General features: G+C 31.3%; 13 protein-coding genes. 3 read left to right on the top strand and 10 right to left on the bottom strand.

Annotation, left to right across the window (positions count from 1 at the left end):
• Nucleotides 1-214: 214 nt before the first annotated feature.
• Nucleotides 215-1,282 carry a site-specific integrase gene (locus AALI31_RS05585; protein WP_489885537.1) on the top strand — a complete coding sequence of 356 codons (1,068 nt, stop codon included), beginning with the start codon at nucleotides 215-217 and terminating at the stop codon, nucleotides 1,280-1,282.
• A gap of 90 nt (nucleotides 1,283-1,372) precedes the next feature.
• On the opposite strand, the gene AALI31_RS05580 is transcribed toward AALI31_RS05585, so the two are convergent.
• The 4 genes from AALI31_RS05580 to AALI31_RS05565 form a co-directional block, all read right to left on the bottom strand.
• On the bottom strand, nucleotides 1,373-1,585 hold the full coding sequence (locus AALI31_RS05580; protein WP_489885536.1) for a hypothetical protein: 213 nt from the start codon (nucleotides 1,583-1,585) through the stop codon (nucleotides 1,373-1,375).
• Between the two features lie 40 nt (nucleotides 1,586-1,625).
• Nucleotides 1,626-2,288, bottom strand: a complete 663-nt coding sequence (locus AALI31_RS05575; RefSeq protein WP_489885535.1) for a response regulator transcription factor — start codon at nucleotides 2,286-2,288, stop codon at nucleotides 1,626-1,628.
• A gap of 108 nt (nucleotides 2,289-2,396) precedes the next feature.
• Nucleotides 2,397-2,726 carry a hypothetical protein gene (locus AALI31_RS05570; protein ID WP_489885534.1) on the bottom strand — a complete coding sequence of 110 codons (330 nt, stop codon included), beginning with the start codon at nucleotides 2,724-2,726 and terminating at the stop codon, nucleotides 2,397-2,399.
• Nucleotides 2,727-2,761: 35 nt separating this feature from the next.
• On the bottom strand, nucleotides 2,762-3,709 hold the full coding sequence (locus AALI31_RS05565; RefSeq protein WP_489885533.1) for a PepSY domain-containing protein: 948 nt from the start codon (nucleotides 3,707-3,709) through the stop codon (nucleotides 2,762-2,764).
• A 391-nt stretch (nucleotides 3,710-4,100) separates the two neighbouring features.
• Between AALI31_RS05565 and AALI31_RS05560 the strand changes: the two genes are divergently transcribed.
• On the top strand, nucleotides 4,101-6,080 hold the full coding sequence (locus AALI31_RS05560) for a bifunctional 2',3'-cyclic-nucleotide 2'-phosphodiesterase/3'-nucleotidase (RefSeq protein WP_489885532.1): 1,980 nt from the start codon (nucleotides 4,101-4,103) through the stop codon (nucleotides 6,078-6,080).
• A 149-nt stretch (nucleotides 6,081-6,229) separates the two neighbouring features.
• Here the strand turns inward: AALI31_RS05560 and sfsA are convergent, their stop codons facing one another.
• From sfsA to AALI31_RS05530, 6 genes are all read right to left on the bottom strand, one after another.
• Nucleotides 6,230-6,910 (bottom strand): DNA/RNA nuclease SfsA, encoded by a 681-nt coding sequence (sfsA, locus tag AALI31_RS05555; RefSeq protein ID WP_489885531.1) that lies wholly within the window; start codon nucleotides 6,908-6,910, stop codon nucleotides 6,230-6,232.
• Between the two features lie 30 nt (nucleotides 6,911-6,940).
• Complete coding sequence (locus tag AALI31_RS05550) at nucleotides 6,941-8,641, bottom strand: ABC transporter ATP-binding protein (RefSeq protein ID WP_489885530.1); 1,701 nt, start codon at nucleotides 8,639-8,641, stop codon at nucleotides 6,941-6,943.
• Nucleotides 8,642-8,732: 91 nt separating this feature from the next.
• Nucleotides 8,733-9,689 carry a siderophore ABC transporter substrate-binding protein gene (locus AALI31_RS05545; protein WP_489885529.1) on the bottom strand — a complete coding sequence of 319 codons (957 nt, stop codon included), beginning with the start codon at nucleotides 9,687-9,689 and terminating at the stop codon, nucleotides 8,733-8,735.
• A 13-nt stretch (nucleotides 9,690-9,702) separates the two neighbouring features.
• Entirely contained in the window at nucleotides 9,703-10,458 is a 756-nt protein-coding gene (locus AALI31_RS05540; protein ID WP_489885528.1) for an iron ABC transporter ATP-binding protein, read from the bottom strand.
• Nucleotides 10,452-11,417: an iron chelate uptake ABC transporter family permease subunit gene (locus AALI31_RS05535; protein ID WP_489885527.1), complete on the bottom strand. Its 966-nt coding sequence runs from the start codon at nucleotides 11,415-11,417 to the stop codon at nucleotides 10,452-10,454. Before AALI31_RS05535 ends, AALI31_RS05540 begins: the two co-directional genes overlap by 7 nt.
• Entirely contained in the window at nucleotides 11,407-12,360 is a 954-nt protein-coding gene (locus AALI31_RS05530) for an ABC transporter permease (protein WP_489885526.1), read from the bottom strand. The genes AALI31_RS05535 and AALI31_RS05530 overlap by 11 nt, the downstream gene beginning before the upstream one ends.
• A gap of 437 nt (nucleotides 12,361-12,797) precedes the next feature.
• Here AALI31_RS05530 and AALI31_RS05525 point away from each other — a divergent pair, with 437 nt between their 5' ends.
• Nucleotides 12,798-14,363, top strand: coding sequence for a type I restriction-modification system subunit M (locus tag AALI31_RS05525; RefSeq protein ID WP_489885525.1), 1,566 nt, complete (start codon nucleotides 12,798-12,800; stop codon nucleotides 14,361-14,363).
• The last annotated feature ends 42 nt before the right edge of the window (nucleotides 14,364-14,405 follow it).

The raw sequence follows: 14,405 nt of genomic DNA, 5'->3' as shown, positions 1-14,405 counted from the left end.
TTATATTTATATATGTTTAGAGTGTCCAAATTTGGATACTCAATGTCTAAATCTGCACATTCTAGAGTGTCTAATTAATTTTTATCCACACAGTTATCAACATAGTTTTCCACAGTTTTAGTTTTAAATATTATATTAACAAATGGTAACTAATATATTAAAATAATACATATATTTTCGAAAATATCTTCAAAATACTTTTAGGGGTGCTTTTATGGTTATAAAAAAGAAAGCTGATCAAAATTGGGAATACTGTATATATATCGGACAAGATGAAAATGGTAAGAAAAAATATAAGAGAAAATGTGGTTTTAAAACTAAAAAAGAATGTCTGGAAGAGGTAAGTAAAATTGAAGAGAAAAAATTTATAATTAAAAATAATACAAAAACATTTAAAAACGTATGCTACTTAGTTTTAGAAGATTGTGTTAAACGTGGAGTCAGGGAAAATACCTTAGTTACATATAGAACTCACGTTAAATTTTTAATTAAAAATTTTGAGCAAACAGACAAAGATATAAAAAAGATTAAACCTAATGATGTTTACAATTTTATAAATACAAAAACAAACCTATATAAAAACGCATATACTCGTAAAATTATACTTTTTTTTAAATATATTTTTTCTTATGCTAAGAAAATGAATTTAATCTCAAATAACATATTTGATGAAATACAACTCCCGAAAAAAATAAATGTAATTAGGAATATTTGGAGCGAGCAAGAAATCAATACCTATTTACCGATACTAAAACAATTTAAATATTACGATATTCTCTATCTAGTTCTAGAAACTGGTATGCGTAGAGGGGAAGTGTGTGCGTTAACATGGGATTGTATAGATTTTGTAAAAAATGTAATCAAAGTTGAGAAAGCCTATGTGGTAAATGGTTCTTTTTCTGGGATAACACCACCTAAGACAAACTCTTCTATGCGTCAAATCATTTTATTAGAAGAAAGTGTAAGAATTTTGAAAAGATTATACAAAAATAAACTATCTAAATACACCTTTCCGAATCCTAACGATTTGAGTAAACCAATAAACCCTCGCGTCCTATCGTCGAACTTTAATAGATTCCTGAAAAGATACAATATTAAACCTATACGATTCCATGACTTAAGACATATACACGCAACGTTACTACTAAACAAAAATATAAATTACAAAATCTTATCTAAGAGGTTAGGACATTCAAACATATCTTTTACCCTGCAAACATACACTCATGTAATACCTGATCACGAACTAAAATTGTTTAAAGATTTAGCTAAGATTTTTTAAAAAAGCAAAACGGAAAACTTTTACCAAACTCTATACACCCTATATTAACTAAGGATAAAGCGAAAGTTTTCCGTCTTAAATTTTAGTTTTCTAAAATTTAGTAAACTCATTATGTAATACATGATTTTTAATATCCTCATACTGCTTCGTGCCAACATCTATGGATAAAACTTGTACTTGGTCATATATAAGCTTAATGTTCTCTTTTTCATAATCTAAAATCCATTCTCTTACAATTAAAAATTGAGTTATGTATGTAAACAAAACTATAGTTGACATAGTGAAAAATATGATTATCGACATTTGCCAAAACGTGGATAGCTTTAGAAAAATTTTCCTCATGTTACCTAATTACATATCCAATACCACGTACTGTCTGTATGTAGTCATCGTTATTCAGTTTCGATCTTAAATGTCTTATATAAACATCAACAATATTGTTTTCTCCATCATAATCATATCCCCATATATTCTCTATCAAATAATCTCTTGTCAAAACTTTATTTCTATTTTTTACCAAATGCAATAATAGATCATACTCCTTAGCAGTTAAACTAATTTCTTTTTCTCCACATTCAACGGTCCTAGACTCTATATTGATAACCACATCTTTAAATTTTAACAAATTTGAATTCCTCTTGGTATTTGAGATCCTTCTAAAAATAGCTTCGATCCGTGCAAGAAGTTCTTCTATCGCAAAAGGTTTAACGATATAATCATCTGCTCCCATTTGGAATCCGGAAACTTTATCAACAACGCTATCCCTAGATGTAAGCATTATTATTGGAATAGTTCCAGTTTTTCTTACCCTCCTACAAATCTCTATACCATTCAAACTCGGCAACATTAAATCAAGAATTATCAAATCGAACTTTTGATTTAGAGCTTTGTTCAATCCTTCTTTTCCATCATGCGAAATATCAACGCTATATCCTTCATACATCAATTCCATTTTTATAAATGAAGCTATATTTTCTTCATCCTCAATAACGAGTATATTATACATATGATTCCTCCATTAAATCATCTCTTCTAAAATTGTATCATCATTTTTCCAATTAACAAAAAGGATTAGTGATAAAACACTAATCCTAAATCGTCTTACAACAATCTACTAATCATCATAATCAACATCATATATATATCCATCAGATGTTATCTCAAGTTCAATTTTATGTCCACCATATATTATTTTAGCTTCCCAATCATACCATCCATCATCCCAATCCTTTTTAAGTTTTGTGATTATACAATTAGGGAATCTCTCTTTAATAATATCTATAATCTGTTGCCTAGTCTTCTCAGTAGAAGATTGTGCAATAGCAGCTTGTGCAAATTCTCCCTTTCCTGAATTATTAATTACTGACGAAACTCCTCCAATAAATGAAAAAGCTAAAGCCCCACCCAAAGCAGCAACAATTAATTTTGATTTACTCTTTTTCACAATTCATATCCTCCTAATCAAAAATTTAATTTAAATTAATCCTCATAGTCTATATCCGTTATCCACCCATAGGCATTTATTTCAACCTCTACAAGCATATTACTCCTTGTCCTGACCATGTACTTGTACTCAAGCACACCATCATCCCAATCTTTATAATAGTACTCAACTATTCCTGGAACTGCGGATAAAACAATTTGCCTAAGCTCTTCTTCAGATTTATAACTAGAACTTTGGTTTTGTTGCATACTGTTTTCGTTTTGTTGAAGAACTGGATTTTGAATTTCTTGTTGCACCGGCTCATCATTTCCATCACCTGATCCCTCATTATTTGTGTTTGGGGTATCAACTGGTATTATAATGTAGTCATCGTAACTATAATTTTCAAGAGTCTTTACCTTTAGAATAGTGCCATTTTTAGTTTCAACGTGAACCTCATATAAAATTTCGTTTGAATCCTGAATCACAAAATCATAAATAAACAAACCTTTATATACACTTTGTCTATATGCCAATATGTTTCCTTTAACATTTGAAATTGCTATGTCTTTAGCTTGTTCAAACGTTATGTTGACATCAAAATATAGTTGATTTATAAATTTATTTCCTTGCTCATCGTAATCATAGTCTATATCATATACTTTCCCATTTGAAACATCCAATACTAGCTCCCGAGTTACACCATTAATATCAGTGATTTTAAATTCTATTATTTTCATACCGTTGTCATATCCATAACTAGAACTCAAAACGGTACCTCTAATAATTCCTTGTGCAATATCTTCAAGTTGGTGAAGTGGAATCTCATGATTACTATTTACAATATCAATTTTGTTGGATTCCATATTGATATTAGTAGAATCATCAACTCTGCCTTTTAAAATATTCGTAAATACCATACCAACAAACACTAAACCAATAAACACTAATAGTAAAACTGAAGAAAAAATATACAAAAATAATCGAGCTCCACTTATTTTCATAAATCCCATTCCTCCACAAAAGACGAACCACATTTTCCAAAACCCATAATGAATTATACAAAATGTAAACTAAGATTGTCTTAAATCAAAATTAATTATAGATAAAATTAACATTAAAATTTTTTAATCTATACACATTTACCAAATCGCATTTATGTAAATTCGTAAGTATACAAATCCCTAAATGTCACAACTTAATATTATTTTACACATAAAATTGAAAACTTAAAAGACCTTTTTGCCTTATCCATTTTATCATTTTGAAATATCTCAATTTCCCAAAATCCTATTTTAATAAAATCATAAATCCAAAAATGTTAGATGTCATACTTGATATAGAAAGTACAAAGCAATATAATTTAGATGATAAAATTTTAAGGAGATGGAACAAATGAAATTCAAACATCTTTTAACATCCATTGCATTACTCAGTATGAGCTTAGTAAGCTGTACAAATCCAAGTAAGGAAGTTACTTCTGATGTAACATCAATGGAAGATCTTATGGAATTTAAGATCTTAGCAACTACGGACGTACACAATTACTTGATGAACTATGACTATTACACAACAACCAAATCAGATAATTACGGTATGGTTAAAATAGCAACTTTAATTAACAATTTTAAGTCAGAAACACCGGATGTAAACGATTATATTTTAGTGGATAATGGCGATTTAATTCAAGGAAATCCTCTAGGAGATTATTTCAATAATGTGAAACCAATAGAGGCAGGTACAACTCACCCCATTTATGAAACCTTTGAAAAGCTTGGATATGATGTTTTGGGACTAGGGAATCATGAATTTAATTATGGATTAGATTATTTGCACCAAATCATTGAAGATACAAATATTCCTGTAATTAACTCAAACGTACTCAATGCAAAAACAAATGAAAATGAATTTACCCCATATGTAATACTAAACAAACAAGTTGTAAATTCAAAAGGCAATATAAGTGACATCAAAATTGGAGTACTCAATGTTGTTCCACCTCAAATTCTAAATTGGGACAAGATGTTCCTAGAAGGAAAAGTTATCGTTCAAGATATTAAAAAATCTGCTGAGACATATGCAAAAAAGCTCAAAGAAAGCGGAGCTGACATCGTTATTGCATTAGCTCATACAGGGTATGGCAATGATACATATGTTGAAGGTCAAGAAAATGCAGCAGCTGAACTTACAAAAATTAAGGATATCGATGTCGTAATTGCTGGACACTCACATGGAATATTCCCAGATAAAAATTTTGATCAATCACTTAGTGAGGTAGATTTAGAAAAAGGAACCATTAACGGCACACTAACTGTTCAGCCATCTAAGTATGGCGAAGTTTTAGGAGTTGTATCCCTTAAATTATCCAAAAGCGAAAATGGTAAATTCACAATAGTGGATGGTAAATCAGAGAACTTGAGTGCAGTAGGTATATCCAATGATATAGAAATAGAAACCTTACTAGATCCTTATCACAATCAAGTTATATCTTATGTAAACGAAGCAGTTGGACAAGTCACGGAACCGATAACGAGTTTTTACGCATTGGTAAGCGATAATTTTTCTACTCAAATTATTGCAGATGCTCAAACGGAATATACAAAAAATTTAATAGACTCAGACCTCGAGCTAGAGAAATATAAAGAACTACCAATTTTATCAGCAGCTGCACCATTTAAAGCAGGATTTTCAAAAGGTGATACAAACTCAGATGATTTTGTAGATATTTCAGCAGGCGATATTTCGATTAAAGATATTTCGAGTCTTTATAAATATTCAAACGTATTAACCATAATGAAAGTAAAAGGCTCAACTGTTAAAGAATGGTTGGAAATGTCATCAAATATGTTTAATCAAATCGAAGAAGGCAAAGAGGATCAAGCATTATTGAATTCGAGTTTTCCCTCATTCTTATTTGATACAATCAAGGGAGTGACTTACGAAATCGACGTCACGCAACCGATGCGATATGACGTTAATGGAAATCTCATTAATGAAAATTCAGAGAGAATTATAGACTTACAATATCAAGGTTTGCCAATCGATCCAGATCAAGAATTCTTAGTTGTGACAAACAATTATAAATCAAGTGGTGGTGGAAATTTCCCAATATTCTCAACAGGAAATGAGCTAGTTTATACATCTGTAGATGAGACAAGACAAATTATTGCAAATTACATTGCAAATAAGGGAATATTTACACCAACGATAGATAATAATTGGAGATTAAAGACTTTGCCCTCAGGAACAAAAGCAACATTCGTCTCTAATATCAAGGCTTTAGAATCCTTAGATAAATACCCATTTATTACAGCAGGAAAAGAAGTTAGCGAAAACCTAATAGAATTGATCTATGATTTAGGAATGGAAAAATAATTTTTGGCAAAGTATCAAATTTAAAAATCTAAAAAAACAATAAGCCTCAATCACGTGACATTTTTCTTCATATGGAAAATGAAATTTGGATGTCTCGTGAGAGGCTCTTTTACAGTAAACAAATTTCCTACTTACAGATTTACAAAGACTCAAATCACCACATCGACCTTGCCTTTAATGTAAATCTCATTTTTTGAAACTACAGAATCGAATGCAAGAACACCTACTCCCTCATCTTTACAGAAAGATAGTGCCTCCCCAAACTCTTTGTGCATCTCATAATTTGGCGTAAAATACTTTACGTCTTCCATTTGGACTATAAAAATAACATATGCCTCGTATCCTTCCCTCTTAGCACGTATTAATTCTTTTAGATGTTTAACTCCTCTCGACGTAGGAGCATCTGGAAACAAAACAACTCCATCTCGCTCTAAGGTAACACCCTTAACCTCAATAAAAGCTTTTTTGTTTTGGTATTCTATATAAAAATCAAATCTTGAATTCCCAAAAGTAACTTCACTTTTAAAATAATTTATATCCTTAAATAGACAACTACTATTTAAAAATTCTCCAAACATTTTATTAGGAATTTGGCTATCTATATTTATAAGTTTTCTTCCTTTATATACACTAATTAAATCAAACTTTGTTTTTCGTGAATTAGAATCGAACTCTTGGACAAGTACTTTAGAGTCATTTACTAAAATCTCTTTGCATCTTCCCGTATTTTTAACATGACAAGTTTCCAATTTATCATTTATATAAACGTTAGCTATGAACCTGTTCACACGCTCAACAAAAATTCCTTCTTTAACATTAGGATAATACATTTACAAATCTCCTTTAAAGCAATCTTTAATTTAAACGTAAAGACTTTTATATGCATTTCCAATATTGATAAGCTCGTCATGAGTCCCACTCTCAACGATTTTACCATTATCTATTAAGACTATCTCATCAGCATTCTTAATGGTAGAAAGTCTGTGTGCAACTATTATGTTTGTTCTACCTTTTGACAATTCCTCGAGAGATTGTTGTATCTCACGCTCGGTGATATTATCCAAAGCTGATGTAGCTTCGTCCAAAATTATAATTTTAGGATTCTTAAGAAATACTCTCGCAATTGATATTCTTTGTTTTTGACCTCCAGATAATTTCAAGCCTCTTTCACCAACAAAAGTGTCGTACCCATCCTTGAGTCCAATTATAAAGTCGTGTATACTAGCCCTCTTACAAGCATCTATTATTTCATCATTTGTAGCGTCTGGTTTCCCAATTACAACATTATCTCTTATAGTCCCCGTGAATAGAAAAACATCTTGAGAAACAATGCCTATATGCTTGCGAATAGAATCCAAAGTCACATCCCGTATACTCATACCATCAATTCTTATATCCCCTTGATTATAATCATAAAATCTAGGAATCAAATTACAGATTGTAGTTTTACCTCCACCTGATGGTCCAACTAAGGCTACTGTCTTACCTGCTTCAATAGATAAACTAAAATCTTTAAGAACATAATTATCAGATTCGTCATACTTAAAACTTACATTTTGAATTTCTATATTTCCATATACATTTTCTAACTTTTGGGAATTCGGAAATTGCTCTTCAGTTTTTGTATTTAGGAGTTCTTCAAATCTCTGGAATCCAGTCATTCCATTTTGGAATTGATCAGTAAAATTAATTAACTTCCTTATGGGTTGTATGAACATTTTTATATAGAGCACATATGCAACTAAATCACCAATACTTATATACCCCCTAAATATGAAGTAAGCCGAACATATAAGTACCCAAAGCTCCAATATATCTACTAGAAAATATGTACCTGAAAAAAACTCTCCCATCTTTTTGTAAGCTTCCTCTCTCGCCTGTTTAAATAAACGATTTACATTTTCAAATTTATCAAGTTCACTATTTTCATTAACAAAAGATTTTGTAACTCTAATTCCCGAAATTGAATTTTCTATAACCGCATTAACATCACCCGTCTTAATCCTAGTTTCCCTAAATGCTTTACTCATTTTCTTTCTTTTCATTACAGCAAAAATTATAATAAAAGGTATAAATGAAAAAATTATCAGAGTTAAATTTAGATTTATAACTGATAAAAGTGTAAATGATCCGATTAGCATAACAAACGAAACGAGCAAATCCTCAGGACCATGATGTGCAAGTTCAGCAATTTCCATTAAGTCATTCACTATTCTAGACATAATACTTCCCGTTTTATTATCGCTAAAATATTTATTAGGAAGTTTTTGAAGATGCATAAAAACCTTTTTTCTCATATCACCTTGCATTCTAACTCCAATAACATGTCCATAATATTGCATAAAGTAATTCAGTCCTGCTTTAAGTGAAAATATAATAAATAACACTATAGAAAACACTACAAGCATTCTCATATTTTTTGATGGTACAACATCATTTATTATGTTCCTTGTTATCATAGGATAAATAAGATCAATTACTGCAACCATGAAAGCAGCAAAAATATCCATTAAAAAAAGCTTCTTGTATGGACCATAATAACTTATAAATTTTTTAATCATACATAATTCTCCTATAAATTAAATAGAACCACGCAAAAGCGTAGTCCTATATTAAGATTACAATACGTCAATAATTTTAATAACTATTACATTACTTTCCTATAAAATCAGACACTTCATTCAACATGTCATACGTTGAGTTCACTCCGCCAGCTACAGTATACCAAATTTGTGAATCCAGATACAATATGTTATCATTCTTGTAAGCATCCGTTGATTTAATTAAATCATTATCCAACAAAGACTTAGCTGTCCCTTCGCCTCCTATAGCTATACCTCTATCTATAACAAATATATAATCGGGGTTTTTATCTACAACATACTCAAACGATATTTGTTGACCATGAGTACTCGATTCTATTTTATCATCAACAGGTTTAAAACCTAACTCATTATATATCAATCCATATCTCGATCCAACACTAAAGGTACTTAATGACCCCTCATTTACAAACAATGTTAATACATTAATATTATTTTCCGTAGCAAAAGAATTTATTTCCTTAACCTTTGAATCAATATCTGCTAACCTTTGAGTTAATGAATCCTTGCTACCAAATATAGTCACTAAGGTTTCCACATTTTTCTTGAAGTCATTTATATAATCCGATCCATCTAAACTAAGCAATATAGTAGGAGCTATTTCTTTAAACTTATCATACAAATCTGCTTGCCTACCACTTATTATTATTAATTCTGGTTTCAACGAATTTATTGTCTCGAAATCAGGATCCTTTAATCCTCCGAGGTCTGTATATTTGCTATCCTGATATTTCGAAAATCTTGATGGAAGACTTCCTTTTGGCAACCCAGCCACATCTATACCCATAACATCTAAAATATCTAAAGCACCATAGTCAAATGTAACTACATTCCTTGGGTTTTTTTTGACATTGACTTCGCCATTTTTATCAGTCACTTTGACCATGTCTGAAGAATTGCTCCCAGTACTAGTCTCTGTTTTACTCGAGGTGCAAGAAACGAAAAATACTGTAGCTAAAACTACTAGTGCTATCGATAAAGACCTTTTTAATATTTTTACACTCATTAAATATTTCCTCCTAATAATAAACGCTAATCTTCCTACCGTCTATATTTTTTATATCAAAATCCATCTCGTATATATCTTCCAATACCTTCTTATCTATTATCTCATCGACAATTCCACTTTTCTTAATTGACCCATCTTTAAAAACTACAATACGATCTGAATAACATGAAGCAAAATTTATATCATGCACAACAATAACTATTGTCTTTCCCAATTCATCACACAATCCCCTGAGTACCTTCATGATTTGAACAGAATTACTCATATCCAAATTATTAAGTGGCTCATCGAGAAATATATATTCCGTACCTTGAGCAATGACCATAGCTATAAAAGCTCGTTGCCTTTGTCCACCACTCAATTCGTCAATATATTTATCTTGAATATCTCGAAGTCTCATGTAATCTATAGCATTTTGTATATGCTTTTCATCTTCATCTCTTAGCCTGCCTTTACAATAAGGAAATCTTCCAAAACTCACAAGTTCCTTTATGGTTAATCTCAAATTTATATTGTTCGTTTGCTTAAGTATAGATATCTTTTTAGACAAATTGTTCTTATTATAACTTTCAATAAGCTTACCATCTAAATAAACCTCACCGGATTTCGTATCTATGAGCCTTGTCATTATTGACAATAACGTACTTTTACCAGCACCATTTGGACCAATGAAAGATGTTATTTTGCCCTTGTCTATACTCAAGGAAACATCATCAAGAACTTTCTTAGTACCATAAAACTTTGATATATTTCTCACTTCTAACATATCTTGCTCTCCCTCAATAGAAGGTACATAAAATACATCCCTCCTATTAAATTAATAATTACACTCACTGGAGTTTGAATCTTCAATACTCTCTCTAGAAGAAATTGTCCAAAAACTAGAGTAAATATACTAATCAAAATACATGTAAATATTAGATAAGAATGCTTGTAAGTCTTTGTGACTTGCTTTGTTAAGTTCACAACCAAAAGTCCAAGAAACGTAATAGGTCCAACTAAAGCTGTGGATATGGAAATAAGAACAGCGATCGCAACAAAAAACTTTTTCGTCAATTTGTCATAATCAACTCCCAAATTCACAGCATGATCTCTTCCCAAACTCATAACATCCAAATACTTAACATCCCTAAATATGTATACGAACACAATTAAAATCACCAATATTGAAATTGCTAGAATATCTGTATTGATATTATTAAAACTTGCAAACAATTTATTTTGTAATGTTAAATACTCATTGGGATCTATGACAATTTGCATAAATCTCGATAGGCTACTAAACAATGTCCCCATTATCATTCCTACCAAAATGACTAAGATCATATTGGACTTTCCCTTTTTAAAAATACTGCTATACAAAATCGTAGAAACCAAAACCATCGAAATCGCACAAAGCAAAAAGTTTAATCTGCTATTGGTTATGAGAAAATGCTCTGCCCCAAAAATGAAAACGATAATTGTCTGTATCAAAACATAAAACGAATCCAATCCCATTACGTTAGGTGTCAATATTCTGTTGTCAGTTATGGTTTGAAACAAAACCGTAGAAAACCCTATTAAAGATGCCGTAATAATTATGGCAATTAACTTAGGCAAACGTTGAGACAAGGCATACTCGAAATTCCCTTTTTTAATTCCAAAAAACAAAAACAACAAACACAAAACTACTATCAATACACAAAGCACTTTGATTATAAATAAATTTTTGTTATTACGTAGCACTGAAACTCCTCCTTATAACGATGTAAAGGAACACTATACTACCAATAACACCAACTGTAACTCCTATTGGTAACTCATATGGGTAAATTATAACTCGTCCAATAATATCACAGATGAGAACAAATAGAATTCCTGTAGCCCCAACATAAAATATCCCCTTATTTACATTGTCTCCCATATACATAGAGACTATGTTGGGAATTATAAGTCCTATAAAAGGTATACTGCCAACGGTCACGATAACAATCACCGTAACTAGTGACACAATAATCAAACCAATATTAAGTACCCTTTCATAATTGACCCCCAAGTTTCTCGAAAAGTCTTTCCCCATACCTACAACTGTAAACATGTTTGCATAGAAAACAGCGACAATTATAAGCGGTATACTCAAATACAAAAGCTCATAATTCCCTTTAAGCACCATAGAAAACTTACCTTGTACCCACGAATTGACGCTTTGTAGCAAATCAAACCTGTATCCAAGAAAAGTCGTTAAGGATCCTATTATGTTTCCAAACATTATTCCAATCAGAGGAACAAGTACTGCATTCTTTATCATTATATTTCTCAAAAATGTAATGAATAAAAACGTCCCACCCAAAGCAAAGGCAAACGATACCAACGTCTTTGTCATAATGGTAGCTGACGGAAAAAAAATAAGCGATACCATCATACCCAATTGAGCAGAATCTATAGTCGCACCAGTGGTTGGAGATACGAACTTATTTTGACTTATCTGTTGCATTATTAACCCACATATACTCATCCCCATCCCAGCAACCAAAATGCTAATTAGACGTGGGATTCTGCTCATAGTGAATATCTGTATACTCTGAAAGTCTCCCTGAAGTATGCTGCTCAATGTTATGCTCTTAGCTCCCAGAAACAATGAGATTATGGATAACAATACTATACTTAAAACCAACAATACCTTTTTCATTATACATTTCCTAGACCAAACTATATTTTGATAACACTTATCATTGAATTACTCATACAAAATACTACCATTAAGAAATTAATTTGTCTAGTATTTAGATAACAATTATCAAATTTTTAAATAGCAAAAATTAAAGTTAAGAATTATCATTATTCAATTTTCAATATTTTAATTTTACAAAATGGCATTTTGGTAAAATCGCAAAATCGCAAAAGGGTTAAGTCAATTTATGATTTTACGATATAGGCATTTTTATTTTTGATTAAATTTTAAATAATTAGGTGTGTTCAACCTTTACACAGTTGAAAAATCAAATTTACGATTATATACTATAAGTTGGTCATCATGGGACAACTCTTGTGTTTAATATGCTTAAATCATAAATACACTTTATTTCATTTGTTAAATTGAATATAGCTAAAAAGGAGAGGTTAAACATGGATAATATGGCGAAAGAAAAAGAACGTGATGAACTTCATCGTGCAATATGGGCAATTGCAGATGATCTTCGAGGAAGTGTAGATGGATGGGATTTTAAATCTTATGTGCTTGGAATGATGTTCTATCGATACATTTCTGAAAATCTAACAATTTTTTTTAATAAAGGGGAACATGAAACAGGCGATAAAAATTTTGATTATGCCGAAGCAACAGACGAAATAGGTAAAAGAGCTCGTAAAGATTCAATCAATTCAAAAGGATTTTTCATTTTGCCTTCTGAGCTTTTTTGCAATGTTAGAAAGAGAGCTTCGAAGGATGAAAATTTGAACACAACTTTGGAAGAGATCTTTAAGAACATTGTAAAATCCTCGACAGGAAGCGAAAGTGAAGCAAATTTCTCTGGATTGTTTGATGATATTGATCTTAATAGCAATAAGCTTGGACCTACCGTCGCTAAACGAAATTCAAATATCGTAAAATTAATGGAAGGTGTCGCAAATATGGGATTGATAAACGAGAGCGAAGATTCAATCGATACCTTTGGTGATGCTTACGAATACTTGATGGGAATGTACGCATCCAATGCTGGAAAAAGTGGTGGAGAGTTTTTTACTCCACAGGAAGTATCTGAACTCTTAACTAGGATTGTATTAGATGGTAAAACAGAAGTGAATAAGGTCTATGATCCAGCTTGTGGTTCGGGGTCTTTGCTTCTCAAGGCTGCTAAGATAATTGGAAAAGAAGGTGTAAGACAAGGCTTCTTTGGACAAGAGATTAATATAACTACATACAACCTTTGTCGTATAAATATGTTTTTGCACAATATTGGATTTGATAAATTTGATATTGCTAATGGGGATACCCTGACTCACCCAGAGCATTCATGTGATGAGCCATTTGAAGTAATCGTTTCTAATCCTCCCTACTCTATCAAATGGGCAGGTAATGATGACTCTACTTTAATGACAGATCCACGTTTTTCTCCCGCAGGAGTGCTTGCCCCAAAATCTAAAGCTGACCTTGCGTTTATTATGCATTCTCTTTCATGGCTTGCACCGAATGGAACAGCTGCTATAGTTTGTTTCCCTGGTATAATGTATCGAGGTGGGGCAGAGAAAAAAATTCGTCAGTATCTGATAGATAACAATTTCATTGACTGTGTGATTCAGCTACCGAGTAACTTATTTTACGGAACTTCCATTGCGACTTGCATTATGGTCTTAAAACGCAATAAGGAATTGAGTTCCACATTATTCATTGATGCATCAAAAGAATATGTAAAGGCTACAAATAACAATAAGCTCTCTAAAGAAAATATCTCTAGCATTATTGATAAATTTATTTCTCGTGAAGATGTTCCTCATTATGTTCGCTGTGTAACGAATGAAGAAATAGCAAACAATGATTATAATCTTTCTGTGAGTACATATGTTGAGCCGAAGGATACGAGAGAAGTTATAGATATTGTGAAATTAAATGCAGAGATTGAAAAGATTGTAGCGAGAGAACAAGTTCTTCGAGATGAGATTGAAAAAATTATAAAAGAGATTGAGGGAAATTGATGAGTAGACATTATGAGTTTTCAATTTCCAAAATGCCAAAAT

It is taken from the genome of Anisomitus miae (SeqCode) (assembly GCF_054906395.1).
This window is presented reverse-complemented; position numbering and strand designations above follow the sequence as displayed.

What these genes read in the sequence shown, in the direction of transcription:
- AALI31_RS05540 (WP_489885528.1), bottom strand. Translation starts at nt 10,458, where the DNA reads ATGTTAGAAGTGAGAAATATATCAAAGTTTTATGGTACTAAGAAAGTT.
- sfsA (WP_489885531.1), bottom strand. Translation starts at nt 6,910, where the DNA reads ATGTATTATCCTAATGTTAAAGAAGGAATTTTTGTTGAGCGTGTGAAC.
- AALI31_RS05560 (WP_489885532.1), top strand. Translation starts at nt 4,101, where the DNA reads ATGAAATTCAAACATCTTTTAACATCCATTGCATTACTCAGTATGAGC.
- AALI31_RS05575 (WP_489885535.1), bottom strand. Translation starts at nt 2,288, where the DNA reads ATGTATAATATACTCGTTATTGAGGATGAAGAAAATATAGCTTCATTT.
- AALI31_RS05585 (WP_489885537.1), top strand. Translation starts at nt 215, where the DNA reads ATGGTTATAAAAAAGAAAGCTGATCAAAATTGGGAATACTGTATATAT.
- AALI31_RS05530 (WP_489885526.1), bottom strand. Translation starts at nt 12,360, where the DNA reads ATGAAAAAGGTATTGTTGGTTTTAAGTATAGTATTGTTATCCATAATC.
- AALI31_RS05565 (WP_489885533.1), bottom strand. Translation starts at nt 3,709, where the DNA reads ATGAAAATAAGTGGAGCTCGATTATTTTTGTATATTTTTTCTTCAGTT.
- AALI31_RS05545 (WP_489885529.1), bottom strand. Translation starts at nt 9,689, where the DNA reads ATGAGTGTAAAAATATTAAAAAGGTCTTTATCGATAGCACTAGTAGTT.
- AALI31_RS05550 (WP_489885530.1), bottom strand. Translation starts at nt 8,641, where the DNA reads ATGATTAAAAAATTTATAAGTTATTATGGTCCATACAAGAAGCTTTTT.
- AALI31_RS05580 (WP_489885536.1), bottom strand. Translation starts at nt 1,585, where the DNA reads ATGTCGATAATCATATTTTTCACTATGTCAACTATAGTTTTGTTTACA.
- AALI31_RS05525 (WP_489885525.1), top strand. Translation starts at nt 12,798, where the DNA reads ATGGATAATATGGCGAAAGAAAAAGAACGTGATGAACTTCATCGTGCA.